Annotated in this window: 23 protein-coding genes; 11 read left to right on the top strand and 12 right to left on the bottom strand. The window is 54.8% G+C overall.

The window, feature by feature from the left end:
- Positions 1 to 92: 92 nt before the first annotated feature.
- Positions 93 to 1508, top strand: a complete 1416-nt coding sequence (locus tag BM235_RS28700) for a hypothetical protein (RefSeq protein ID WP_090117697.1) — start codon at positions 93 to 95, stop codon at positions 1506 to 1508.
- An 8-nt stretch (positions 1509 to 1516) separates the two neighbouring features.
- Here BM235_RS28700 and BM235_RS28695 read toward each other — a convergent pair whose 3' ends face one another.
- On the bottom strand, positions 1517 to 1879 hold the full coding sequence (locus BM235_RS28695; protein WP_090117696.1) for a winged helix-turn-helix transcriptional regulator: 363 nt from the start codon (positions 1877 to 1879) through the stop codon (positions 1517 to 1519).
- A 117-nt stretch (positions 1880 to 1996) separates the two neighbouring features.
- On the opposite strand from BM235_RS28695, the gene BM235_RS28690 reads away from it, so the two are divergent.
- From BM235_RS28690 to BM235_RS28680, 3 genes are read left to right on the top strand one after another with little or no spacing between them, the layout of a single operon-like run.
- Complete coding sequence (locus tag BM235_RS28690) at positions 1997 to 2674, top strand: amino acid ABC transporter permease (protein WP_090117695.1); 678 nt, start codon at positions 1997 to 1999, stop codon at positions 2672 to 2674.
- 18 nt (positions 2675 to 2692) lie between these two features.
- Positions 2693 to 3472, top strand: coding sequence for an amino acid ABC transporter ATP-binding protein (locus BM235_RS28685; RefSeq protein ID WP_090117694.1), 780 nt, complete (start codon positions 2693 to 2695; stop codon positions 3470 to 3472).
- Positions 3473 to 3499: 27 nt separating this feature from the next.
- Positions 3500 to 4282, top strand: coding sequence for a transporter substrate-binding domain-containing protein (locus BM235_RS28680; protein ID WP_090117693.1), 783 nt, complete (start codon positions 3500 to 3502; stop codon positions 4280 to 4282).
- Between the two features lie 6 nt (positions 4283 to 4288).
- On the opposite strand, the gene BM235_RS28675 is transcribed toward BM235_RS28680, so the two are convergent.
- From BM235_RS28675 to BM235_RS28665, 3 genes are all read right to left on the bottom strand, one after another.
- Positions 4289 to 6286, bottom strand: coding sequence for a carboxypeptidase-like regulatory domain-containing protein (locus tag BM235_RS28675; protein WP_158544121.1), 1998 nt, complete (start codon positions 6284 to 6286; stop codon positions 4289 to 4291).
- 82 nt (positions 6287 to 6368) lie between these two features.
- Positions 6369 to 6701, bottom strand: a complete 333-nt coding sequence (locus tag BM235_RS28670; protein ID WP_090117691.1) for a hypothetical protein — start codon at positions 6699 to 6701, stop codon at positions 6369 to 6371.
- Complete coding sequence (locus BM235_RS28665) at positions 6685 to 7254, bottom strand: sigma-70 family RNA polymerase sigma factor (RefSeq protein WP_369803569.1); 570 nt, start codon at positions 7252 to 7254, stop codon at positions 6685 to 6687. The genes BM235_RS28670 and BM235_RS28665 overlap by 17 nt, the downstream gene beginning before the upstream one ends.
- Positions 7255 to 7454: 200 nt before the next feature.
- Between BM235_RS28665 and BM235_RS28660 the strand changes: the two genes are divergently transcribed.
- A complete protein-coding gene (locus BM235_RS28660; RefSeq protein ID WP_090117782.1) occupies positions 7455 to 7955 on the top strand; it encodes a DinB family protein in 501 nt (166 codons plus the stop codon).
- A 60-nt stretch (positions 7956 to 8015) separates the two neighbouring features.
- Here the strand turns inward: BM235_RS28660 and BM235_RS28655 are convergent, their stop codons facing one another.
- A complete protein-coding gene (locus BM235_RS28655; protein WP_255374645.1) occupies positions 8016 to 9746 on the bottom strand; it encodes a sensor domain-containing diguanylate cyclase in 1731 nt (576 codons plus the stop codon).
- Between the two features lie 159 nt (positions 9747 to 9905).
- On the opposite strand from BM235_RS28655, the gene BM235_RS28650 reads away from it, so the two are divergent.
- The gene (locus BM235_RS28650; RefSeq protein ID WP_255374644.1) at positions 9906 to 10712 is read left to right on the top strand and encodes a TIM barrel protein; all 807 of its coding nucleotides are present in this window, start codon (positions 9906 to 9908) and stop codon (positions 10710 to 10712) included.
- A gap of 55 nt (positions 10713 to 10767) precedes the next feature.
- On the opposite strand, the gene BM235_RS28645 is transcribed toward BM235_RS28650, so the two are convergent.
- Positions 10768 to 11220, bottom strand: coding sequence for an AraC family transcriptional regulator (locus BM235_RS28645; protein WP_090117690.1), 453 nt, complete (start codon positions 11218 to 11220; stop codon positions 10768 to 10770).
- A 183-nt stretch (positions 11221 to 11403) separates the two neighbouring features.
- Here BM235_RS28645 and BM235_RS28640 point away from each other — a divergent pair, with 183 nt between their 5' ends.
- Positions 11404 to 17316 (top strand): S-layer homology domain-containing protein, encoded by a 5913-nt coding sequence (locus BM235_RS28640; RefSeq protein ID WP_090117689.1) that lies wholly within the window; start codon positions 11404 to 11406, stop codon positions 17314 to 17316.
- Between the two features lie 136 nt (positions 17317 to 17452).
- Positions 17453 to 18136: a hypothetical protein gene (locus BM235_RS28635; protein WP_090117688.1), complete on the top strand. Its 684-nt coding sequence runs from the start codon at positions 17453 to 17455 to the stop codon at positions 18134 to 18136.
- Here BM235_RS28635 and BM235_RS28630 read toward each other — a convergent pair.
- A complete protein-coding gene (locus tag BM235_RS28630; protein WP_090117687.1) occupies positions 18130 to 18489 on the bottom strand; it encodes a MerR family transcriptional regulator in 360 nt (119 codons plus the stop codon). The two genes, BM235_RS28635 and BM235_RS28630, sit on opposite strands and share 7 nt — an antisense overlap.
- Positions 18490 to 18591: 102 nt before the next feature.
- Here BM235_RS28630 and BM235_RS28625 point away from each other — a divergent pair, with 102 nt between their 5' ends.
- Entirely contained in the window at positions 18592 to 19302 is a 711-nt protein-coding gene (locus BM235_RS28625) for an SDR family NAD(P)-dependent oxidoreductase (protein WP_090117686.1), read from the top strand.
- Positions 19303 to 20102: 800 nt separating this feature from the next.
- Here BM235_RS28625 and BM235_RS28620 read toward each other — a convergent pair.
- The 3 genes from BM235_RS28620 to BM235_RS28610 all read right to left on the bottom strand — a co-directional run bounded on the left by BM235_RS28620 (position 20103) and on the right by BM235_RS28610 (position 23055).
- On the bottom strand, positions 20103 to 20984 hold the full coding sequence (locus tag BM235_RS28620; protein WP_218161363.1) for an RDD family protein: 882 nt from the start codon (positions 20982 to 20984) through the stop codon (positions 20103 to 20105).
- Positions 20985 to 21085: 101 nt separating this feature from the next.
- Positions 21086 to 21604 (bottom strand): hypothetical protein, encoded by a 519-nt coding sequence (locus BM235_RS28615; RefSeq protein ID WP_090117684.1) that lies wholly within the window; start codon positions 21602 to 21604, stop codon positions 21086 to 21088.
- Positions 21605 to 22248: 644 nt separating this feature from the next.
- Entirely contained in the window at positions 22249 to 23055 is an 807-nt protein-coding gene (locus BM235_RS28610) for a helix-turn-helix domain-containing protein (protein WP_158544117.1), read from the bottom strand.
- A gap of 128 nt (positions 23056 to 23183) precedes the next feature.
- Here BM235_RS28610 and BM235_RS28605 point away from each other — a divergent pair, with 128 nt between their 5' ends.
- Both BM235_RS28605 and BM235_RS28600 read left to right on the top strand, forming a co-directional pair.
- Positions 23184 to 24005 (top strand): phytanoyl-CoA dioxygenase family protein, encoded by an 822-nt coding sequence (locus BM235_RS28605; protein WP_090117682.1) that lies wholly within the window; start codon positions 23184 to 23186, stop codon positions 24003 to 24005.
- 35 nt (positions 24006 to 24040) lie between these two features.
- Entirely contained in the window at positions 24041 to 24550 is a 510-nt protein-coding gene (locus tag BM235_RS28600) for a GrpB family protein (RefSeq protein WP_090117681.1), read from the top strand.
- 254 nt (positions 24551 to 24804) lie between these two features.
- On the opposite strand, the gene BM235_RS28595 is transcribed toward BM235_RS28600, so the two are convergent.
- Both BM235_RS28595 and BM235_RS28590 read right to left on the bottom strand, forming a co-directional pair.
- A complete protein-coding gene (locus tag BM235_RS28595; RefSeq protein WP_090117680.1) occupies positions 24805 to 25647 on the bottom strand; it encodes a helix-turn-helix transcriptional regulator in 843 nt (280 codons plus the stop codon).
- A gap of 76 nt (positions 25648 to 25723) precedes the next feature.
- Positions 25724 to 25942 (bottom strand): transposase (locus tag BM235_RS28590; protein ID WP_143106747.1); only part of this gene is annotated, 219 nt, incomplete at its 5' end.

Raw genomic sequence — 25942 nt, 5'->3', positions numbered from 1 at the left:
GTACCCTTTCGTGACTTCCGCACGAAAAAGTACATACTATTTTCATCGGAATTAATGTGATAGGCTGATCAAAACAGAAGGGCAGGTGCAACATGTCACATTACCGTTTGGATGCAGGAAATCAGCGTATCGTGTGGGGCGTTCGGCTGGAGCCGGGGGAGTTCAAGACAAATAGCAAGAGTGAAGCAGAGGTGAAGCCCTCCGCCGAGCAAGGGTTGTGGGAATGGGACATTCCGGACGGGGTGTACACGGCTCGGGAAGTCGTGAAGGCGTTAGGGGTGCTGCTCGAAGCGATTCATGTTCAATTGGCCGAAGCTGCCAATCGCGAAGCGCTGCTGACGAATATCGAGAATAGCCTCGCCATCGCCGGACGGGAAACGACCCTTCCCCTGGGCGTTCTCCCCTTGCACGACCCTGCTAGGTCCGAGTTGTCCGCGCAGGCTGGTCGGATCGGCGAGGCGCTGTCGAAATGGGCACGCGAATTCGACGGCGAATCGCGCGGCTTGGGAGAGCTGGGCGCGGAAGTGCTGGGCCGCCTTATATTCAGGAGCCGGTGCGATCACCATCTCTGGACCCACGAAGTCACGGATATCCTTCAGGGACCTGCGGGCGGTCCGCCTGTCATGCAGCTCTTCAACGAGTACCTGCATCAGATCGTTCTCCTGCGGGACGCGCTTCTTCCTTTCGAAAATTGGGAAGAGGTGCCGATTGAGCTGAAAGCGCGGAATGCGCGAGGACTGCGCTATACCGAGCAAGCGCATTCCGAATTTCTCTCCCTATTCCTGGCGAGACCGCTTGACCACAAGTCGTTGGTTCACTATGCGAAGAGCTTGCTGGCACCGGAACTGTCCGCTGCCGGATACGGATTCCAGTATCGGCTGGGGACGATTTTGCCGGCAAGCTTGGGGTCCGAGTTGGCGCGCGCGCCCCGGTACCTCCTCCGGTGGTATCCGGTGAAGACGGCCGAGTCGGTCGATGGACGGGATTCGATCGCTTTTGAATACGAATATCCGGACTATTATGCGGCACCGCGATCGTTGCTCGGGCCTGGTTCGCCGGAGGGTCAAGAGGCCGATGAGCGGCTGAACGGAATTACAGAGGCGTATTTGCAGGCGGCCGTGCAGGCTAGCGGTCAGGCAGCGATCCAGTTCTGCTTAAGTACGGATGACGGCGCGTATGCCGTCGACCTGGGCCAAATCTTCAGGGGGCATCGCTTCCATTATCGTTCGAATCCTGCAAACGACCAGGCAGGCAGCCAGTCCTCGGACCAAGAGAGGCCCGTAATCGAGCGTCATGCTGCGGACCGTGTCCTCTCCCTCTCCGGGCTTGTGACGAATGAAGCGGGGGTACATGAGGTGGCGACGGAGGGAAATGAGCTCGTCATAAGGGCGCTGCTAGGGAAGCTCTATCCCGAAAATGTCGTCCTTCTTGAGCGTGGCGATTCGGAGGAACGCAAGGCGGCGCTAGGCGCAGGCAAACGATTCGGCGCGAAGTTTCTCCTCAACTGATCGCATCCTCAGGCCTGCTCCTCTTCCATGACCGGGGATTGCGCGGGAAAGCTGTCGATATAGTCCGCCCCGAAATCGCACAGCGCCTCTAGAATCGGCACCAGTCTCATGCCGCGATCGGTCAATTCGTACTCTACTTTAGGCGGGATCACGGGATACACGCTGCGAATGATAAGCCCGTCGCATTCCAGATCCCGAAGCTGCTCGGCAAGCATCTTGTGGGTGGCGCCGGGCATGAGCTTCAGCAGCTCGCCGAACCGGAACGTATGCTCCGACAAGTGGCTCAGGATGAGCACTTTCCATTTGCCGCTTACTAATTCCATCGCGACTTCGGAGGCACACCGGTATTTCTTATCCCTGAATTCGATCATAGGCACATCCCTACTTTCAATGCCTAGTAAATTAATGTACTTAGTAAGTATTTTAGCAAAGCGGCTCTATCGCTTCAATGATTATCTTCAGGCAATCGCACTTCCGAGGTGACGCTCATGGCCCAAGAACGGTTCGACCGCATTCTGGAGATTATCTCCATGTCTTTGATGCCCTTGTTGAAGGGGACGATCCTCTATACCATTCCGATCTCCCTGCTCTCCTTCGCGCTGGGGCTTCTGGCTGCACTATTCATCGCTCTTGCGGGCCTGTCGGCCAAATCGTATGTCCGGCTCCCCGCCAGGGTGTACGTGTGGATCATACGCTGTACCCCGATTCTCGTGCAGCTGTTTATTATTTTCTACGGCCTTCCCGGCATGGGCATTCTGCTCTCGCCGTTCGCCAGCATCGTGATCAGCCTCACGATCTCGGAAGCGGCCTATTCGTCGGAGATCATGCGAGCGGCCATCCTCTCGATCCCGGGAGGCCAGTGGAAGGCCGGATATGCGCTAGGCATGACGCGAAGCCAGAACCTGGTCCGAGTGATTTTGCCACAATCCGTCCGTATCTGCATTCCGAGCTTCGGGAACCAGTTCATTACGCTCATTAAGACGTCTTCGCTTGCCGCACTCGTGACGCTCCCCGATCTATTCGGTGCGGCCAAACTGATCGCTGCCTCCACTTTCGAGCCGATGCTGCTCTACCTCATCGCCGGCGCGTACTATCTCGTCCTCTGCTCCGTGCTCACGATCTGGCAGACCCGGCTGGAGAAAAGACTCGGGGGCTACCAAACCTAAGGGAGGAGGGAATGGCCGATGTTATTGTCCCTTCAAGGCTTAACGAAACATTTCGGCGATCTGCCGGTTCTCCACGCCATTGACCTTGAGGTGCAGCAAGGGACGACGACGGTCGTCATCGGCCCGTCAGGATCCGGCAAATCGACGCTGCTGAGCTGCATCAATTTATTGGAGATCCCGACTAGCGGCAGCATCCGTCTCGGCGAGCGCCAGCTCCGCTTTTCGCCGGCGGGGAAGCCGAACCCGAAAGCCATTCAGGCTTTTCGCAGGGAGACGGGAACGGTCTTTCAAGGCAACCACCTGTTTCCCCACTTGACCGCATTGGAAAACGTCATGGTCGGCCCTATTGCCGTCCGCCGGATAAACCGTGCCGACGCGCAGGCCAAAGCCATCGCCTTGCTGGAGCAAGTCGGGCTCGGCGCCTTCCGGGACCGCTACCCGTACCAGCTGTCGGGCGGACAGCAGCAGCGGGTCGGCATCGCCAGGGCGATGTCGATGGAGCCGCAAATTCTCCTGTTCGACGAACCGACCTCCGCGCTTGATCCCGAGCTCGTCGGAGAGGTGCTGGAGGTGATGCGATCCTTGATTCGCTCCGGCATTACGTTGATCGTCGTCACGCACGAACTGGAATTCGCCAGTCGCGCCGCCGACCGCGTTCTCTTCATGGACCAGGGAGCGATTCTGGAGAACGGCACGCCCGAGGCTGTCTTCGCCCATTCCCGCCATGAACGCGTTCGGCAATTCGTAAGCCGTCTTGCGCCTGGATTTGCTTCGCCTACGCCTTCCTATTCCATTTAACCGCGCCATTATCGGAGGAGAATGATCATGAGCAGAAAATTATTGTCGATCTTACTTTGTGCAGGCATCGTCCTGACCGCTTGCAGCTCCAACAAAAGCCAGACAGGCAGCTCGCTTGAGCAGTTGAAGAAAAAGGGGGAGATCGTGGTCGCGACCACCGGTACGTACCCTCCGTATTCGTTTCACGATGCCGACGGTTTGACCGGGTTCGACATTGATATCTCCAATGAAGTCGGCAAACGCATCGGTCTCCAAGTGAAATTCGCCGAGGTCGAGTTTGCGGGCATGTTCTCGGGTCTTGACGGCGGGCGGTTCGACACCATCCCGCAATTGTCCATCACCGAAGAACGAAAGAAGAAGTACGACTTCTCCGATCCCTATCAATTCTCCAACCTGACCCTGATCGTGCTCGAGGAGAATAAGGACATCAACGGCTTCAAGGATTTAAAGGGGAAGAAGACGAACGGCCTGGCGGAGTCCGTACAAGGCGCGCTGGCGTTGAAATACGGCGCCACGCTCGTACCGGAAAACGGCGACTCCGTCGAACTGCTGCGTTCGAAGCGGGTCGACGCCCTGATTTATAACAACTTATATTTTCTGGATTTGCGCAAAAAACGGCCCGATCTGAAAATCAAAGTGGTCGATCAGTCCAGCGAGATCGAAACCGCCGCATTCCTGTTCGGAAAAGGCAAAGAGGACACGGTGCAAGCCGTTAATCAGGCGCTGAAGGCTATGCATGAGGACGGTACGTACGCCAAAATCTCGACGAAATACTTCGGGAAAGATATCTCCGAAGGCGTAAAACTTTAAGACAAGCTAATCCACCTTCGACAATTCGAGGACGAACGCCCTCATCGCCGCGTTATCCGACGCTGCCATCCAGTCCTCGATGCGTGCCTGATCTCCGTTGAAGCCAACCCGCAGCGCTTCTTGCAGCTTCAAGAAGTAGGATTCATCGTTCGCGTCCCGGCTTTCTTCCGCCAATTCGTGCACGAGTTTGCTCCAATCCGGATTGGCTTTATCGTAATAGGAGCGTTCAGGATACTGACGCGCGAGCTCCTCGGCCTGATCCAAGTCGCCGGACAAATACAGGACGCACGCGATATAACTGCCGATAAATTGATTCGAGGGATCGTTCTTCTGGGCTTGCCGAAGCTGCGCCTCGCCCTCCTGAACTCTACCTTGCTTAAGCAACAGCGTACCATAGTAGGCCTGCGTGTAGCTTTCCACCTTTCCTTGCCGAGCGTCCTTGAGCATGCCGTAGTACTGGTCCACCAAAGGCCAGTTCCCCACACTTCCGTAATGGTCAATTAAGGAAGCCAAGACGTTTCCGCTATCGTCAACGCTTGCAAGCTTCTCCAGGTACGTCAATGAGCCCGCGTCGAACGGCTGCTTTTTGTCCGTGGCGTTAATCCCGAGAAGTTTAACGATCATCCGCAGACTGTGATGGTCCTGATCATTCCGCGCATAATCCGCTTTGTACGCGATCAACGCTTCGTCCATGCGGCCCTCCAGCAGCAGCCGATCCGCGTCGGTGAGCGTGCGCGCCTTCAGGTAGAAGAATGGGAGATGACCCATCGTCTTCTCGTTCAACCGGTATCCGTTGCTTCGCGTCAACAATTTTCCGCCGGCGTCGTAGGCCTCCACGCTCCAGGAAAACCGGCTGGACGAATCGGCGAATCCGAGCAGATTGGAGGGATCCGGCAACTCCTTGTCTCCGAACTTTTTGTAGGAATAGCCCGTTGCGACGCCGTAGAGCGTTTCGAGGGGCAATTCGATGGAATTGGGCTCGATATGGTCCTTGATTTGGAATCCTACCGAGCCATTTTCGACGGGGAAGGTTCCGTTCAGCTTGTAGTATGCGGCTCCCTCGAAGGGCTCCCATTCGAATCGGACCGTCTCGCCTGTAATGACCTGCTGGTCCACGGGCGCGCGCAGCTGGATTAACCTTTGCAAAGTAATGTCGCGGGTCAGCTGCTCGCCTCCCCGAACGTCGATCCACTCCTCGTTATTGTTCGCGGGTCGCGTCCAGCCATCGATTTGCTCGAAGTTCAGGCCGATGTAGATCACGTAGCTGCCGGGAGCGACGCCTTTAAACGTAAAGTTGCCCTCCGAGTCGGTCAGGGTCAGGTAGGGCTCGCTGTCGAGCAGGCTGTGGTAGATATCCCTGCTGCTTCGCAAGTACACGCCGACGCCCGGCATCAGGGTACCGTCGCTTTTTTTAATGGTTCCGGATACGCTTGAAGCCGTATCGTCGCGCTGTTCCACGATCCGGGCTTTGAGCTTCGCGATCTTGTCGGTCAGGTACGTATCCTGCCGGTTGGAGCGCTCGCTCAGTTCGTTCAACAGGCGATCGGCCGTCTCGGGTTCATTGGTATCCGCATAGATATTCGCGCGGGTAAACTTAAGCTCTCTTTTCTGATTATCGTAACTGCCGGATAGCCTTTGCTCCGTCCGATCTAAAGCGCGAGTCGCGTCTTCAGTCCTGCCGAGCATTAAATACTCGAACGCCAATTGCTTTGCCGCCCGATCCAAATAGCCATTGACCGGACCGCCTTCCACATAGGCTTCCAAGTATTTGATCTTCTCCTCGCCTGTCCAGCGCGGCGCATCCGGAAACAACGTTACCGTACCGGTTTGAAAAGTGCCGTCTCCCGCAATGACGTCAAAACTCGTCATGCTCATGTCCCGGCCATTCTCGATCATATAGCGACGGATCAGCGCCCATTTGTCGTCGCCGGACGAGGCATCGATCGCGCGAAGCAGTTCTTCCTTTCCGCCGACCGTCCCTTGCTCAAAGTGCTTTTTGGCCATCGAGACCTCAATCCTGGGCATCACGAAGAGCTGGAGTAAGATCAAAGCGGCGCACAAGATGCTGACTAGCGCGAAGAGATGCTTAACTTTGATCTTTAACTTCAACGCTTTTCACCGCCTTCTCGTAATCGTCTTTCCAGTACGTATTGCCTCCCGCCTCCACGAGCTGTCTGTCCGCGCGCGGCGTATCCCCCGCCAAGTCTCCCTGATCCGTGTGCTCTTCGAACTGCGCCGCGAACAAGATCACCAGCAGTACGGCGAAGCTGGCGCCAACCGGGATCAACGGCAGTTCAATCTCGTAATTCCACAATGCGCGCAGCTTGGCCGGCAAAGAACGAGGATGGGTGCGATTCAACACTTCCGCGCCTTTAAGAAAACGCAGCTCCTCAAGCTCCTCATCAAGCTTTGCTCTCATGGACGTTTGCGCCTGCTCCGGTTTCATTCCCATCCTCCTGTTCCTCCAGCATGTCTTTTAGCTTCGCCCGGCCCCTCGCCAGCCTGGCCTTCACCGTATTTTCGTTGCTGCTCGTTTGCTCCGCGATCTCGGCCACGCTGAATCCGTTGTAATAAAATAAAACGATCGTCTCGCGATATTTGTAATCAAGCTTCAGCAGCGCTTCGCTTAGCTTCTCGTTGCGCCACGCATCCATCAAGAGCGCCTCGGGGCCGGGTTCTTCTTCAATGATCATTTGCTCAACGTGGGGTAGAGGAAAGATTCGGCTCCAGCTCCAAGCGCGCATCTTCATCCGGCAGCGGTTCACCGCTATGCGCAGGAGCCAGCTTTTCAGCCGGTCGGGATCCTGGAGCTGGTCGATCTTCCGATAGGCCTGTATGAACGTGTCCATGACCGCTTCTTCCGCGGCTTGCTTATCTTTGACCAACAAGTAAGCCGTTCGCATCAATTCGTCCCCGTACCGCTCCATTAACGCCCTAAGCGCGGCTTCATCCTTTTCCCTCAAGCCTTGCACGATATCCAGAGAACTTCCTCCTCCCCCTATGTAGATGCGCCTCGCATGCATCCGGTTGCGCGGTTTGGATACTTCCGGAAAAAAGGCGCAGGATCGCCATTATTTATATTCTCGTTCTTGCCCGTTTCTTTTTATGGATTTTTAACGTTATTAGAGTGAAAATCAGGTTAAGGAGAGTGACGTTGGAGGAGTGGATGAGGTTGTTGGAAGGGATGCAGCAGCAATACGATTGGATCAGAGCCGTTCGAGAAAACCTGTTTGCGTTCCTGGAGGACCAGTCTCCTCGGCTATTACACGAAACGGTACCCGGTTTTGGGCGCGGGACGATCCTGCGGACCCATCTTCATGTCGTTGACAGTTATAACTTCTGGATGGGCGCTTTTGCGTTTAAGAAAATAAACGAGCATAGGGATATTCCCGTACACGAGATCGAACGCGCCGAAGTAAAGTACGTCCGTGAAAAATTCGCGGAAGTGGATGAACTCGTGCAACGGTTCTTATCCGAATATGGCGATCGCTGGTCCGAGCCGATCGAGCAGGACGAGAGCTGGCAAGGATACCCGAAAACGGCTACGCCATTGCTTCTGTTAACGCATACGGCGACGCATGAATTCCACCACAAGGGTCAAATCGTATCGATGGCAAGACAATTGGGCTGCCCCCCTCCGGCAGACGATCGTTTAGGCGGGCTTTTCACTTAATTTGAAAATCGACTGGCTCCGCTACATATCGGTAAACGCATCGCAGGCATCGCGAAGCGCTCATGCGGATGCCATCGTCCGGTTCCGGCCGGATCGCTTCGCTTCGTAGAGCGCCTCGTCCGCCCGCTGGAACGTCGCTTCGAAGTCCTCGCCGTGCTCGGGAAAGCTGGCGATGCCGATCGATACCGTAATGGGACGACCGGTCGGGCTGATGGTGTTCTCCACGCATCCGCGGATGCGTTCCGCCAACAATGACCCTCGTTCAAGCGTTTCTCCCGGCAGCACCGCCACGAACTCTTCGCCGCCGAACCGGCAGACAAGATCCGTCGCCCTGCATTCGGTCTTCAGGATGCGTGCCAGGTGTACGAGCGTGTCGTCGCCCGTCTGATGCCCGTAACCATCGTTAATTTTTTTGAAATGGTCGATATCGATCACCAGGAGCGAGTATCCGATACCGGTGACTCCGGCTTCGCGCGCCTTCAGCCACTCGTCCAGGCCCGTACGGTTCAACAGCCCGGTCAGATGGTCGGTGCGCGCCTGCACGCTGAATTCGTCGGCTTGTCTCTGCAGCCCATGCATCGCGGTTACCATCGCCCGGGCTAAATGATGCGCCTCATAGTTCCAGTGGCTCTCGAACGGAGGCCGGCCTAGCCGGTTGCCCGCCGCGATGCTGCGAGCTGCATCAGTCAGCTTCGCGAACGGTGCGGCCAGCAAGCGCGACGCCCCTAGGCTGAGCAGCAAAAACGCCGCAATGAGCGGCACGCTCCATTTTAACTGCGTCATCAGCAGCTCATGCTTCGCTTCGTTAACGATGGAGACCGGAGATTGGACGACCATTCCCCAGTCAAGATCGCCGACATGAAGGTAGCCTACGAAGCTCCGAATGCCATGGCCGTCGGCCAAGACGGCCGAGCGGGGCGCGAGCCCTTCCTTGCCGGCCGGCGCAGGCTCAGGCCCAGGCCCTGCGGCCGCCTCGGCGCGTGGTCCCGGCGCAGCGGGTGCAGGACGTTCCGGCCGCGGCCCATTTCGCTCAGGCGCTTGCTGAGCTCCATTCGCATGCCCCGCATTGAATGTGGCGAGCAGCGAGGCCGCAGGCACGATCTCACCTGCGCGGTCCTCTTGGGCATTCATCATCGGCTCGCCGGAGCCGTCGACCAGATACGCGTATGTGCCCGGATCGCTCTTGATCGTATGCGCGAATAAATCCGACAACACATTGCTGCGCTGCAGATCGAGCAGTCCTGCGATATAGACGGGCGACTGCCCGTTCCCTGCCTTTATCGGATGCGCTGCGAGCACGACTCGGTGCCCGCCGGGCGCGGAGAAGGGCGCCGACATCGAGGGCCCTGTCTCGCGCCCCGTAAACGTTAGCTTCGATGCGGCATCCACCCGGTCGCCGGCTTCGAAGCCCGATCCAGGCGTAGAAGCCAGCACTTCGCCTTCACCGCCGATCAGCAGGGCTCCGTTAAAAATGCCGCCGCCTAGCAGCAAGCCAAGGAGGCGCGAGCTTTCCGCTTCGACCGGCACGCGCTCGTCGTTCATGTACTGCGCGGTTCCGCCGAGCCCCTTGAACATCAGATTTTTGATCGTATTGGCGGAGATCGCGAGGTTGCGCGCCGCTTCGAAGTTTTTCTGCAAGGTCGTCTTCGTTAACGTCTCGTTCTGGCGATGTATCGATACCATCGTTAAAATCGCCGTCGATCCGATCAGCGTAAAAGCGAGCAGCCCCAGGAGCAAAATCTGTATTTTAAACTTTCCATGGCGCACGATAGGCTCCGATTGGCTTCTCATCCGGCACTTCCTTCTGTCGTTTCTCAATCGAACAAAACTGATATCAAGCCTGCGTTCCTTTTTATTATCGGATTTTACAAGACGACTTTAAGAGAGGAACCCGCGATAACGCCCCTTTAACACGAGTGTGATAAGATGGGGGGCGGAGGTGGTATTCTGGTGAAGTTTATACGCTTGAAAGGGAATCTCGAGCAGAGCAACCTCGACAATCGGCTTTCTTACGACCCGGATATTATCGAATTTTACCTGACCGAACGGGACCTGGGCGATCAAGAGCGCATCCGAGACCGAATCCGTCAGCTTCACGACCGAGGCGTCAAGCCGTTTTTGCATCATCCGCCGACGTACCGCGGAGAGTACCTGGACATCTTAAGCGACAATCCGGAAGTGCGGCGATTTTACCATGAATCCTGCGAAGCGCTCGCCCGCATCTGCGTGGAGGAACGGGCCAAGTGCGTCGTGCATGCCCACTACGTCCATACGGCCAGCTGCGGCGACGTCACGCGGGAGCGAACCGCGCTCCTGCGCGAAGAGATTCGCAAAGTGATGGCCTATTCGCGGGACGCGTTCGTCTGGGAGGATTCAACCGAGGGGTTGTTCTCCTACGGCTGCAATCCGTATCTCATCGAAGATTTGATCGAGCCGCTGGAGCTCCCGCTGACGGTCGACGTGAGCCATACGTTTATTTCCTATCGCGGGGACAACGAGCGGCTGCGGGACATCCTCGAACGCACCGCGCCTTACGCGCAATATTACCATCTCGTCGACAGCATGGGGCTTGTGCACGATTCGCTGCAGCTGGGCCGAGGGAAGATCGACTGGCGAATGGTGAAGCCGCTCGTGCTGGGCAAGGACTTTATTTTCGAGATTACGCTCAGCGGAGATCACTCTGACTGCACGCCGATGGTGGACAGCGCGCGTTATTTTGCGGATATCGTGGCTGAGGAACGTGTCGAGGTTAAATAGAAAAAGCATACATCGCCGAGCAACGTTTTTGCTCTGGCGATGTATTTTTTATGAATCAGAACTTGATCGGCACGCATAGCTCGCATTGATCGTTATGAATCATTTCGCCGGTGTACCTTTCCAGAACCGGCTTGTCGTCCAATTGGTATCCGTCGACTTGCAAAGCCGGGAATAGCTCCGCCCAGGCGCGTCGAACATCCTCCGAGGTATGCTTCACGGTGCAAACGGCATATTTTCCGCCCGGGAACTCAGCTTCGCAGACCGAATCATCGATCGGTTCATCCTGAGAAACGACGATGCAGGCATCGTATCTGCAGTTTTGCGGAAGCGTCGTTGCGGGGTTATCCTGCGGAATGCCAAGCAGAACGGCCGACTCATGAAGCCAATTTTTTCCCTTCGCCCACATCTTCAACTTTTCCATCGCTTGCGAGTTAGCCGGCCCGTATGGGCCTATTTGGCGTACGTACGCCAAACGATACTTGGGCAGCGTTTGAACGGTAAAATGCATTTTTCCTCTTCCCTTCTGTGTGATGTGTTCTGAATCAATCCATATATTAGATGATTATAAAATTATTTACCAATATTTATTTGAAGTTAATGTATGGAAAACATTCTCTGAACATGGAGGAAACGCTGAATTAATAGACTTGGAGGATGTGCGAATAGCAACTAGAGAAGGAGAATCGACTGCATGACGATGAAAATGAAGATGGGGAAATGGGTGAATGGGGTCGTGCTGGGCGCGATGGCGTTCGGATTGTTCCCGTATTCGCCGGCAGTTGCGGCAACGATTGATTACACGCAGGTGCCGAAGCTGTTGATTACGGAATTGGTGCCGGATACGAATAATGTCGGGGGCTCGGATGCTTACGAAGCGATCGAGATTTATAACAATACCAGTCAGCCGATCGATTACAGTCAATACACATTAAACTACAACGGTACCAACTGGGCGCTCAAGTCGCCGGGTGAGGCGATGATTCCCGCCCGTCAAGCAATCGTACTATGGGTTACGAACGCCGCCAATGGTAATGAAACGCAAGACAAGTTCAACGCGAACTATGGACTCACCGGCGGTTCCCAGCTTGTCGAGGGCACGAATCTATTCCGGACTGCGGAGGTAGGCGGGATGTCCAACACGGGCAGCCGCGCCTTGACGCTTAAAGCGCCGGACGGCTCTGTCGTCGTGAAGGCGGCATACAACGTGGGCACCTCGGCCGTCAACAAAGGCATCGTCTACAACTATCCGGTCGGCAGCACGGATATGGTGCTCTCCACGCTCGAGACGACGGCAGCTACGCCGGGAACGGTGCTCCCGACGCAGGTCCCCGACCGGCCGTACGACTATGTGGCGCCGCCCGCCGTGGATCTGAAGATTGACCATGCGCCGGTCGCATCCGTTCAGTTAGGGCTGGACCTGCCGATCTCCGCCGCGATTACGGAAAACAAGCACTCGGTGACGGCGGCCGTCTACTACCAGACGAATCTGGCGAAGAGCTATGCCTCATTGGCGATGAACGCTACGAAGGACGGCGTCTATGAAACGGCGATCCCGGGTCTATCCATGGCCGGCGCTTCATCGCTTCAGTACTATATCGAAGCGGCCGACGGTACGGACGGCTCGGTCGCGTCCGCCGTCTATCGTGTTAGCATCTTGAACGAGCCGCCGGAGATCGCGCATACGCCGGTGACACAGGTAGGCAAAGGCTCCGATCTCGTACTGACGGCGAATGTGACGAACGCGGAGAGCGCCGACGTCGACCCGATGACGGTCACGATTCATTACAAGACGACTTCTCAGGAGTTTTTCGCTTCCGTCGACATGAAGGCGAGCGGAAGCACCTATCAAGGCTCTATCCCCAAGAGCGCGCTGGTGGAGTCCGGTCTTCAGTACTACATCGAAGCCAAAGACGCTGCTAACACGGTGCCGACAGACACTTATGAAGCCGAAGTCGACTTCGTACCGGATCTGACCAAAGCGCCACCAATCTTGATTACCGAGGTGCTCCCCGACAGCAACAACGTCAAGTCTTCGGACGACGGGGAGTTTATCGAGCTTTACAACAATACGGACAAGCCGTTTGCATTCAAGGATTACAAGCTGTACTACCGCTACCCGGACTCGGCCACGGAAGACGTCATCTGGCCGTCCAGCAAGGAAGACATCGTCATTCAGCCCGGCAAGACGCTGGTCCTCTGGGTGATCAACAGCGGGAACTCGACGCAGACGGTCGCCGACTTTAATGCAGCCTTCGAGACCTCGCTCGTCGAGAACGTAGACATCATCAAGTTATACAGCGACGGCATGTCGAATTCGGCCAAGCGGGGCCTCGTCATCGGCACCAACAGGCACGAAGATATCGTGACCGCCTACTACGACGGCTCGGTGAAGGGCGAAGTCGCTGCGAACAAAGGCATTCAGTATTTGTATCCGTACGACGGCTCTTCGAACATGCTTAAGTACAGCGTCGGCTCCAAGACGGCGACGCCGGGTAAGCTTGAAGAGAAGCAGCTTCCGGCGCAGCCGGTCCACGTCGAGGATGACGACGTCAAGCCGACGATCGCCGATCGGACCGGCAAGACGGAGACGAGCCAGAAGGTCGATCTCGACCTGGTCGCGGACGTGGCGGACGACAGGCATCTGCTGTCCGTAGCCGTTTATTTCAAGTCGAATCTCGATACCGCCTATACAAAGAAATACCTGACCCAGGATTATAACGATATGATGTACCATCAATTGCTGACTTCGCCGGATCTGCTCGGCAGAAAGTACATCGAGTATTACTTCGAAGCGTCCGACGGTCCCAATACGGTGACCTCGACGGTTACGCGCGTGAACGTGAAAGAAGGACAGGAGCGCGCGCCGCTGCGTCTGAACATGGAGGATGGGGACTTCATCTCCGGCACGAATGCGCTAAAGGGAACGTCGGAGACCGCCGGCCCCGACACGCTGCAGCTGAAGGTCGACGGCCAGACGGTCGAAGGCGCGTACCACGCGCTTGAAGACGACGCCGTCTTCGCGTTCGATGCGAAAGACGTCAATTATTATTTCAAAAACGCCGTCACGATGGGCCAAGAAATTTTGTATACGTTCCTGGATCCGATCACGACCTATACGACGCTCTCCTACCCGATCGAGGCGACGCGTATGAAGGAAGGCTCGAACCTCATCGCGATCCGGGCAGGCACCAAGTCCGGTCCGTTCGACGACCGGCCCGAGGAGAACAAGGACGACTTCGTCATTCGCAACGTAAGGCTGGTCTTGCCGGACGGCACCGTGCTCTACGACCCTGCCTATGCCCTGCCGGAGAAGGACTTGAAGATGGGGGATTCGGCGGGCAAGTCGCCGGCGATCGAATTCAACTTCGCCCTCCCGGCCGAGCAGCTTCGCTCCAAGGCGTACGATTGGGATACGACGGCGCTGGCCGACGGCGAGCACACGGTCGAGGTTATCGGCGCGGACGATGCCAAGGCGACCGCGACGATCAAGGTCGACAATACGGCGCCTGTCATTGAACCGAGCGTGGCGGACGGCCAAACCTACCGCGGCGTATTCACGCTGAACGCCCCGATCACGGACGCGCTGGCCGGCGTTGCATCGACGGAGACGACGCTGGACGGCAGCGCGATCTCGCTGCCGCTTGAAACGTCATCCGGCCTGTTGGCCGCAGGCGAGCACGTCCTTGTCATCAAGGCGACGGACAAGGTCGGCAACGTAGCGGAGAAGACGATTCGCTTCAGCGTACCGAACGAGAATCCGGCGCAGCCGGAGCTGGTGTCGCCGCTGAACGGCAGCTCCCTGACGTCTTCGAGCGCCAAGCTCACGGTCAAAGTCACGGATCCGACGGACGATCCGATGCGGGTTTCTTTCTACAAGGGCTTCAAGTATGATGCAGGCAACAAGACCGGGTTTACCGGCTATCAGGGCGCAGCCGATGTCGAGCCGCCGAAGATGGTTAAGCCAGCCGGCGAGACGGCGATGACGGCGGACGAGTACGCCAAGATCGGCGCGGCGGACGGTCAGTACCTAACGAATGATTCGACGGACGCTTTCCCATACCACCGCTTCAACATCAAGCTGGACGAATCGGCGAAGGCGACGGACCGGGTCGACATCAACTGGCAGGGCAAGTCGCTGGAGGGCCGCAAGGTCAGCCTATACGCATGGCAGCCGGTCAAGCAGCAGTGGATTATGCTCGACACCAAGGTCGCGGGCACTGCCGACTTTGCGCTGAGCGCAACCGTGCAGGCGGGCGAGTACAATGACGGCGGCAACATCGCGGTCATGGTACAGGACGAGATCCCGTTGAAGCCGGAATCGTACGATTTCTCCTTTGTCTGGATGTCGGACACGCAATACTACTCGGCGAGCTATCCGTGGATATACGAAGGCAATACGCAGTGGATCGTCGATCATCAGCAGGACATGAACATTAAATACGTCATCCACACCGGCGATATCGTCGACAACGCCGAGCAGGCGTACCAGTGGGACAACGCGGAAAAAGCGATGAAGACGCTCGACGACGCCAAAATTCCTTACGGCGTGCTGGCAGGCAACCACGACGTCAGCCATCAGAGCGGCGACTACTCGCACTACTACGCGCACTACGGCGAAGACCGCTTCGCGGTTCAACCGACGTACGGCGGCTCCTACAAGAACAACCGGGGCCACTACGACCTGATCTCCGCCGGCGGCGTAGACTTCATCATCGTGTACATGGGATGGGGCGTCACGGACGAGGACATCGACTGGGTGAACCAGGTCGTGGCCGATCATCCGGACCGCAAGGCGATTCTGGCCTTCCACGAATACATGCTCGTGTCGAACAACCGGGCGCCGATCGCGGACAAAATTTTCGAACGCGTCGTCGTACCGAACAAGAACGTCATCATGACGCTGAGCGGGCACTATCACGATGCCGAGACGCTGATCGACAAGCTCGACGACGACGGCGACGGCGTGGCGGACCGCGAGGTGTACCAGATCCTCGCCGACTATCAAGGCGCCGAGGAGGGCGGCTTGGGCTATATCCGGTTGATGCAGTTCGATATGCAGAACAACCAGGTTCATATGAAGACTTACTCGCCTTACCGGAATGATTACAATTACTACGATGATCAGCCGGCCAAGGACGAGTACGACATGAACGTAGATCTAGGCGCGATGAACAAAGAAGTCGCCACCGACTACTTCGGCGTTAAGGTGTATAGCGATCAACTGATCGGCACGGTCGACAATGCGGCAAGCGGGAAAACGACTTCCGTCGTCTGGAACGGTCTTGCTTCCGACCGCTATTACCAGTGGTATGTGAAGGCCGAGGATGCGAACAGCGGCAGCGTGCTGTCCGATATTTGGGGCTTCGCGACGGGCACGGTCGATTCCGGAACGTCGAATCAAGGCACGACCAATTCGGGGGGGTCGACCGGCCAGAACGGCAGCGTGCTGACCGTCACTGCCGGTAAGGACGGCACGTTCGCGCTTGGCGGCGACGACTTGAAGGCGGCGATCGCGAAGGCATCGGGCGGCGTCGTTGAAATCAAGCTGGACACCGCTTCTGGCGACCGTAGCTCGTATACGTTGAAGCTGGACGGAGCGGGCATCAGGCAAGGGAAGCAGGAAGGCGTCACGCTGAAAATCTCGACGCCGCAGGGCACGATCGAAGTGCCGGCCGGGGCGATTCCGGCCAACGCATTGCAAGGTGCAGCTTCCGTCACGCTGAGCTTTGAGCTGAAGAGCGACCGCCAAGGACAAGGCGCGCTCCTGCAGACGATGGGCGCCGATTCAGCCTTCCAAGCGACGGGCCAGACGTTCGAGCTGAATCTGACGGCCACGACCGGCAACGACTCGACGGCGATCCATGTCTTCGAGCAGCCGATCACCGTGCGCAGAACGCTGACGGCCGATCAATTGGCCGGCGTCGATAAAGAGCTCGCAGGCGTCTACTACGTGAACGGCAACAAGCTCGAATATGTCGGCGGCGAGATCAAAGGCAATGAGCTGGTCTTCACGACCAAGCATTTCTCTTCCTTCGCGCTGCTCGAGTATCGCAAGCAATTCGCCGACATGAACGGCAACTGGGCAAACGACTACGTGCAGAAGCTGGCGGCCAAGCACATCGTGACCGGCGTCACCGACACGTCGTACGCGCCAAGCTTGTCTGTTACGCGCGCCGACTTCGCGACGATGATCGTCCGGGCGCTGGGCTACGACCAGCCGCAGGGCACTTCTAAGTTCACGGACGTTGCAGCTAACGCGTACTACGCCGGCTATGTCTCCAAGGCAGCCGAACTGGGCCTGATCCAGGGCGACGGAGCTCGCTTCCGTCCGCAGGACAAGATCAGCCGCGAAGAAGCGATCGTCATCCTCGTGCGCGCCTACGAGAGCGCGTCGAAGACAACCGTCACGCCGTCCGCGGGTACCCAGCCGTTCGCCGACCTGAACAAAGCCGCCTCGTGGTCGGCCGCGTCCATCGGCAAGGGCCAAGCCCTCGGCCTGATCGGCGGCAAGAGCGGGAATCTCTTCGATCCGAAGGGCCAGCTCACGCGCGCCGAGATTGCGAAGATGGTGTATCAATTGTTGAACACGAAGCTTGAGGCGTAAGGGCAGCTAGCTTCTTGCGCAGTCGAAAACCTCCGGTGCCGCGTCGATCGCGGCCCCGGAGGTTTTTATATACCCGCAAATTGGATTATTCAGGTAAAATGAACGGAGTGCATGAACGGATGGAGGTCTTACAAAAATGATCCATATTGTCGTCTCTGCCTTGATGAAATATCCTTTATATCGTATACCTGAATCGCAATTTTCGCCGGAGGAAGTAGACTGTTACGAAAAAATCTACTCGGACGCTCTTTTGAACGATAAGGAAGTCATATATACATGCCAATTTCCCAAGCATCGTTTTATCGAATACATATCCTTGTCGAAACCTGTGCTGCTGCACGGATCCAATCATAAGGAGATCGATGAATTCCAGCCCAGAAAACAGACCCTATATAGCGGAGAATACGTCGACGCCGTTTTTGCTACAAAGGATGCGATCTGGTCGCTATTCTACGCTGTATTTGACCGCGGCAAGTTAGTGCACCATTTTCGAAACGCTTGTCTCAGGGTGATGAGGGATAAGAACAAATACTACTTTTTCTCGCTAACCCGGGGCACACTTCAAAAAGATCCATGGACCACGGGAATGGTCTATTTTCTTCCCCAGGATTCGTTTAACAAAGCGAGCAACGCTATTGTTTCTTTTGATGAATGGATAAGTTTGAAGCCGATGAAGCCTATAACCAAGCTTGAAGTGGGTCCTCGAGATTTTATTTTTCTCGACAGGGTGTCATGTCATAAGGAAACAGAATCGATCTTCGTATCGTGGTTTCTCTACAAGCATAGAACCAAACGAAGGAACCTAATTCAAATTCAGTAGTTCTCCCCGCGATAATAACGCTCCAGCTTTTCCTCCAGACGAACGAGCTGCGCCTGTTTCTCCTCGATATCCTGCAGCAGCTTGAGCTTTTGCGCTTGAATCATATCGATCCGCTCCGGCAGGGTGGAGGTGCCTTCCTTCACCTTGTCGTAATACGTCTTGATGTCTTCCACGCTCATCCCCGTCTCGCGGAGACACTTGATGAAGAGCAGCCAGTTCCGATCATGCTCCGTGTAAAGACGGTTATTCTGCTCGCTGCGGGCGGCAGGCTCCAGCAGTCCCTTTCTCTCGTAAAAACGAATAGCTCCGATATTGATCCCGACGTCCTTCGCGACTTCTCCGATCGTTAGCATACGCATCCTCGCTTATATAAAATTCGTGGTTGACCTACACTAAGTGTAGCATAGTAACTTAACAATCATGAAAGGCAATCAACTTACGAAAGAGGGATTCGCATGAAAAAGACCGCATTCGTCACCGGCGCAAATAAAGGAATCGGATTCGAGATCGTGAAGCAGTTGGGCGAGGCAGGCTGGAAAGTTCTCCTTGGCGCGCGTAGCGCAGAGTTGGGCGAAACGGCTGTCGCCGAGCTGGCTGCCAAAGGGCTGGACGTCGAGTTTATAGCGATCGACATGAACGATTTGAAGTCCATCGAACAGGCCGCCGATACGATCAACGGGAACCATTCGGAGCTGAAGCTGCTGATCAACAACGCCGGCATGCCTGGCGCGTTCTCCCGCTCCTTTACCGATACCAAAGAGGAAGACCTGCGCAACGCCTTTGAAGTCAACTTCTTCGGCACCTTCCGCCTGAACCAACGCCTTTTCCCGCTCATCAAAGCGAACGAAGGCACCGTCGTCAACGTTTCGACCGACATGGCTTCCCTGGACCATATGCAAAATGCAGCGTTCACGTTAAACGCCTTCGACTACAACTCGTCCAAGACGGCCAACAACGCCATGACGCTGTCGATGGCTTATGAAGTCCGCGACAGCGGCGCACAGGTGTTTGCGGTGACGCCTGGATTCACGACAACCGATCTGAACGGCAATGCCGTCGGCGGGAAGTCGAAGGAAGCTGCCGCTGCGATTATTGTGGGCTATGCGACAGATGGGCAGCGCCATAATGGTGAGTTTTTGGATGAGAAGGGCGTATTTGCTTGGTGAGGATGATTAGACCCTAAGCGGCTTACGGATTAAGCCTCTCTTTTTGATTTATGCAAGGAGGAAAAAATGGTATACTAATCCAGTACAACTCGCCTAGCCGGGGTAGTCCGCCTCCAGATCGGAGGTGAGGCTATGACATTTTCTTTTCAGGAAGTAATGATGCTTGGTATGTTTATCCTGGCGTTGCTTACTTACCTGAATAAAAGAAAATGACCCGCCCTAGGTTGCTCGCCACGGGTTAACGGGTCATTTCTTCGGTCGATCGACTGGAGGCACCCCGCCGAAGCGGTTGTGCAGGAAGTCAGTGCTGGCGGCACTGGCTTCTTATTTTATCTTATACTTATTATACACGTATTATACTGTTATGCCACCTGGAATATCGTCATTCCCACATCACGTTGGATCCCTCCAAACATTTTCCTTTTATTTTATCATCTCTAGTTTTAAAGCTTCCAGCTTGCCAGATATGTGGCCGGCAGTGTGGCGACGAGGAGTTCAATCGATATCCAAGTCATGTGGCTTCATAATACATAGCCAACCTGCTCAAAGTTATTGCTTATCTTTCAGGAACCTTTCAGACTCATTTAAGCTCAAATTTAGGTTGGAGGTCCATGCATCGGATTTGCCATTCCGGCCTCGGTTATCCGGGGTGCGTTGACCGATCTGATGGCGGGAACGGCGGTGACGAGCCTCTAACGGGGCGTTAATGTAAGGTGCGCGGTACAGAAAAAATAAGGGGCGGGTCCGTTCACGATAAGTGAACGCCCGCCCTTGGTTTTTTAAAATACAGTGCGTGCCCGCTATCTCTTTATCTCTCCAAAGGCATAGTCCCGCCCACCGCTTAACGGTCGTTTTTTCGACAAAGCGAGATCCTTTTTTTGAAAGAATGGCTGCTTAATAACCACGCTGCCTGCGATATAATCATGCAAAGCTTTCTTCCTGCGATTAAACAAAACAACCAAATCCGATAATATCGTTACGACTCCTATGAGCTGGGCGATGACGTCAAATGGAGCGTTTATAGGTTTAAAGTTCGAGCTGCTGAATGCAAAAATCATGGTTACCGCATATAAAATATAAAATATACTTCTGAGTAGCGATTTATAAAACGAGAGTCTATTCCCTGAATGATCTACGACTTTGGCCTTCAAGATTAACTTTCCAGGGGTTCCTCCAAAGATTGAAATGGTCAGGACATAATATGCGGATGTAACGAGCCACATAAGGATATACGGTACAATAGAATTCATTTGAACGGATACATGAACTGCAGAACGGTATAAGAGACCAATCGGAATAAAGATGATTCCAAAATCGATTATTCTCATTAATACGCGTTTCCAGAAACCAAAGTAAATAAATTCGTTTTCCTGGGTTGTTTCCATCGGATGTTCCTCGCTAATTGGTTTTTCATCATTTTGAATCGTTTTTATTTTTTGTCCATTCAAGTAAATATCCAGGAATATCCAGTAAACAGACAATTGATTGGAACTAGGATCGAAGTCAAAATCCATCCAACCGTCTGCAACGAATTCATTGTTTTCATCATAAATACTGATTCCTGAATATCTATCTAAAGAGCCGTCTAAAAAATGTAACGACTTTCCTTCTATACAACTCTCGGACCAGTCAAAATACAATCTATGCTCAAACTTATGGTGAAGAAGCAATTCCCTCAACAACTGACGTTCTACTTCACTTCGGAGCTGGGTGCCCATTGTAATAGACAGACCAGGATCATCATAATTAGGTTTGATTGATTCCCACCTCTTTGAGACTAACACTATTCTACGAGGATCAGACCTCTCTCTTCCAAATCATCGTCACTGCTTATATAGTCTGCCGATAGCCATTCATAGTGAACCAATCCGATTTTTTCTGCTAGTTGATAGGCTGGTGAATGCTCGAAATCAAATTCATGGATATCAAAAATTTCTTCTAAGTCACTCGCTTCATGGCCTTGAGACGAGATCATTTCTTTAATCACATCTAAATTGAACCTATTTTTTTCGATATGGATCTCATCCGTCCAATCGCAGGTGTACTCAAAAACGACGCGATCCTTTTCAAACACTCTAAACTCCCATCCATGATCCTCTGCGTAAGTATAATGAACGAGCAGTCCGGGATTATGCTGAATGACGGACTCACTGATATCAAAAACCTGCCCTTTTATGAGGAAAGTAACCCATCCATTCATTTCGTTAAATACAAATCCCTGATGGCCAGAGTCCTTAATGAGCTTTATCGCTTGTTCCCTATCCTTAGCTTTTAAATGATAGCTTGCACTAAACTCACTCATCTGGAGCACCTCATCATATTATATATACTGGATTTCATGTAAAGCAGAAGGAAGCCCTTCATCTTGGTCATTGTGATCTGACTTCCAGCCAAAGGAGAGCGATAATATAGATTGAAGACGATAAATACGATTGCATTCGTAATCCAGCTAAATAAGAGAACAAAGATTTGACCTACTAATACGCCGAGATTTATTGAGTTCGTATGTAATTTATACATGATGGCTTCAAAAGATAAAGCTATGATGACTAAAACGAGGGTTTCTGCAAGTGCAAGGATCACCTTGAATTTAGATGCTACTTTTAAATTTCGCAAGAGATAGAAGAAATGGAAATAAAGATGATGATCGCTAAAACAATAAAAATTTGAATAAGTGTTTTATCTTAATAGCTCCTTTAGATGTTTAATAAGTTGGCTTAGGTCTTATTTACACACTTCTAAAAAGTATCAATATTTTACATATTCGTTGAGTGCGGAAACAATCCTGTCTGCAATGAATCTACGTGATAACTATTCTGCATCTTTTAAACTTGTCGCTGATTCCTTTTTTGCCATACTTTCATCGTTTCCGTGATCTGTTGATTGACTGCGCGGTCAACAACAAAACCCGCCCCAGCCCCACAGCCCGGGCGGGTTTTCCGCCCTCTACAAGCCCCGCCGATAAGCACTCGGCGCCACCCCATACCTTCTCTTGAACAACCGCGAAAAATGAAACTCATCATAGAAGCGCAACGATGCGGCAATCTCCTTGACTGTCGCGTTGGTGGTCTCCAGCGTTGCCTTTGCCGAGGCAAGCTTCAGCTCCTGCACGTACTGCGTGGGCGACATGCCGGTCCGCTCGCGGAAGCGCATATAGAAGGCCGTGCGCGACAAGCCGCTCAGCCGGACGTAGTCGTCCACCGGCACCGACGCACCGATCTGCTTGTGCATCCGGTACAGAATATCGTCGAGCTCCGGATGGCGGCTGCGGCCGTAGGCGGAGCGCTCCTGCGCGAACAGATGCAGCAGCTCCTGCGCGGTCAGATGCACGGCCATGCCGTAGCCCGCAGGCTGGAGGATCAGGCTGTCAATCAAGCGCTCGCACAACCGGACAGCGTCCGAGATGCGCCCGGTTGATACCGGCCGCCAGGCAACGAGTCCGAGCTGGGCGGCCACGTCCAGCGGATCGAAGTGAATGAAGTAGAATTTCCAATCGCCGTCCAGGCAGCGATACGAGCACGGGATGTCGCCCGAGACGAGGAGGTAGGTACCCGCCTCCATCACTGCGCTTGTATCCCCGTACATGATGCTCCCCTTTCCTTCGTAGGTGACGAAGAGGCCCGCGCTCAGGAAGCCGTGCGGCTTGGACACCTGGTAGGCATCGTTCGCGGCGACCTTCCAGATGGACTGGAAGCGGAAAGCCGGAGCGACAAAGCCCTCGTCCATTTCGTAAGGAATATCCGTCGTGACCATCGTCCCGCCGCCTCTCTTCCACATAAACATTTGTACGATTATACATGCATTCGCGACGACCTTCAATGGAAGGATGCGCGGTCTCTCCCTATACTGAAGCTACAATCGACGATTGGAGTGAGACACGCGTGCTGGTAAAAGTAGGGAGCCGGGAGCTGGAGCTCGGCGGGGAGCATCTGACGGAGCTGAGGGATTCGAACGATATTAGGCATGACTTCGACGCCCTGCGCGCGAGGATTGCGGAGGACGGCTATTTGCTGCTGCGCGACTTCCACGATCGCGAGGAGGTGCTGAACGCCAGGCGCGCGGTGCTGCGCAAAATGGAGAAGATGGGTAAGCTCGACAGGGACACCCTGCTCGAGGACGGGGTCATGGCGGACGGCAGCCGAACGCTGTTTTTCGGCGGTACGAACGAGGATCTGCCGGAGCTGCTGGACGTGCTGAACGGCCCGCGCATTATGGGTTTTTTCGATCAGTTGTTCGGCGAGAAGTCGCTGACCTATAATTACAAATGGCTGCGCGCGGTCGGCAAGGGCGACTACACGGGCGCGCACTATGACATCGTATACATGGGACGCGGCACGCACAACCTGTACACCGTCTGGTCCCCGATCGGCAACATCAGCTACGCGATGGGCGGTCTGACGATGTGCCTGGGCTCGCACCGGTTCGAGGATCTCAAGCGCACCTACGGCACGAAGGATTCGGACTGGGACAAAGTGAACAACTATACGGACGATCCGCTCGTCATCACGAGCAAATACGGCGGCAAGTGGGCGACGACCGAGTACCGGGCAGGCGACGTGATGATCTTCGGGATGTTTCTCATGCATTGCTCGCTGGAGAACACGACGAACCAGTACCGGCTGAGCGTGGACACCCGCTATCAATCCTCCTTGGAGAAGGTCGACGAACGCTGGGCCGGGAAAAAACCGCGCGGGCACTTTTAGGATCATGGTAGGCTCCGGCTGCCAGGAGGTGTTTGATGAAGGTTAGGCTCAGCGATTATAGCGGCGACTGGGTGCGGCTTTATGAGGACGAAGCTGCGTTTCTAAGTGCGATCTTCGGGGATGAGATCCTGCGCTTCGAGCACTTCGGCAGCACGTCGGTACCGGGTATGAAGGCCAAGCCCGTCATCGATATGATGGGCATCGTGCGGGATATCGGCCGGATCGATCTTCATAACGATCGGATGCGCCTACTCGGGTACGATGTCGCGGGAGAATGGGGCATTCCCGGCAGGCGGCTGCTGCGCAAAGGCGGCGAGGCGCGGACGCATCACATTCATTTTTATCAGACGGATAACCCCCAGATCGAACGGCATCTTATCTTTAGAGATTACTTGCGGTGCCATCCGGCAGAGGCTGCGAGGTACAGCCGGTTCAAGGAAAAGCTGGCTGAAAGCTATGAGCGCACGAGCGACTACAGTCCGGCCAAGAAGGCGTTCGTCAGCGAAATGGAGCAACTCGCGCTGGCATGGTATGCCGAGCGATAAGGGAGCTAGTACCATCCTGCAAAAGTACATCATTCAGGTCCGGTATAACTGGTTTCGGCGATCTATCGCGCAAAAGTGCACGTTAGCCCGCTTCTCTGAACAGAATTCCGCCTTACTGAGGCGAAAATCCTGCACTTTTGCGAGATAGGCGAGCCGAAGTGCGGAAGCCGATCTCGATCGTGTATCTTTGCACGATAGACGGTCCGGGTTGCGGCTCGACAGTTACTTAGAGAAAAAATAGAATGTTTGCAGGCTCAGCGTGTTGTTGCATTCAATAAGCTCTGCAACCGCGCAGCCGTATCCGCCGACGCCGTAAAGAGGATGACCTTTAAATCCGGATGGGTCGGCGGCTGCAGGGTTAAATGCTCGAACGCCATCTCACCGATGCGGGGATCGTACTTCTGCTTGCGGTGATCGGTCGCCGTCTCGACATCGTGCATCGGCCAGAGTTCGCGGAACAGCGGGCTTATCTCCATAAATTCCTCGATTAACGCCTTAAACCTCGCATCGTTCGGGAAGCGCGCGTAATCCGCGCGAAATTGCGCGATCAAGACGCGCTCTCTGGACGCTCCGTCCATAACGTCGGGCCCCAGCTTGTCACTCGTCAACAGATGCCGCATCCAATTGAAGCTTGGCATCGTGTCTTCGGAGAAGGACGGTACATGAAAAACGAGCTCAGCCGCCCTGTTCCACAGCAGCAAATCCCAACATCTGCCGAGCACGAACGCCGGATGCGGGTCCATCGCCTGTATCATTCGTTTCAAACCGATGGCGATATCCCGGTCTTCTTCCTCCGGCTCCTGCTGATCCGATCTGGCAAGCAGGTGAAGATGGCGACGCTCATCCTCGGTCAGCCGCAGAGCCTTGGCGATATTGTTCAGCACATCCTCGGATGGGTTGACGCTTCGGCCCTGCTCCAGGGAGGTGTACCAGGAGGTGCCGATATGGGCAAGCTGCGCGACCTCTTCTCTTCGAAGACCCGAGGTCCGCCGCCGTCCATAGGAGATCAACCCTACCTCTTCCGGTGTCAGACGTTCCCGGCGTATGCGCAAAAACCAGCTAATGTTTGTCAACCCTATGTGGTTGGATTGCGGCATCGTTATTGCTATACTGTTTTTGAACTAACACAAAGAAGCCTCCGTTGGCGCGGATGCTTCTGGGTGAATATGGAATTTAGGCTTTGTAGGGCTCGCCTTTTACGAGGATGGCATGGACGTGATGCAAAAGCTTGTTGGCGCAAGCGATCACGACTACCTTGTAGGGCTTGCCCTCTTTCCTTTTCTTGTCGTAATAGGCTTTTAGCCGTTCGTTTACACCCTTTCTAAGCCCGCACTGCACAGCGACATACAGCGCTCTGCGTAAGCGTTTGGAACCCCTTTTCGAAATACGGCT

It is taken from the genome of Cohnella sp. OV330 (assembly GCF_900112065.1).
Taxonomy (GTDB): domain Bacteria; phylum Bacillota; class Bacilli; order Paenibacillales; family Paenibacillaceae; genus Cohnella.
This window is presented reverse-complemented; position numbering and strand designations above follow the sequence as displayed.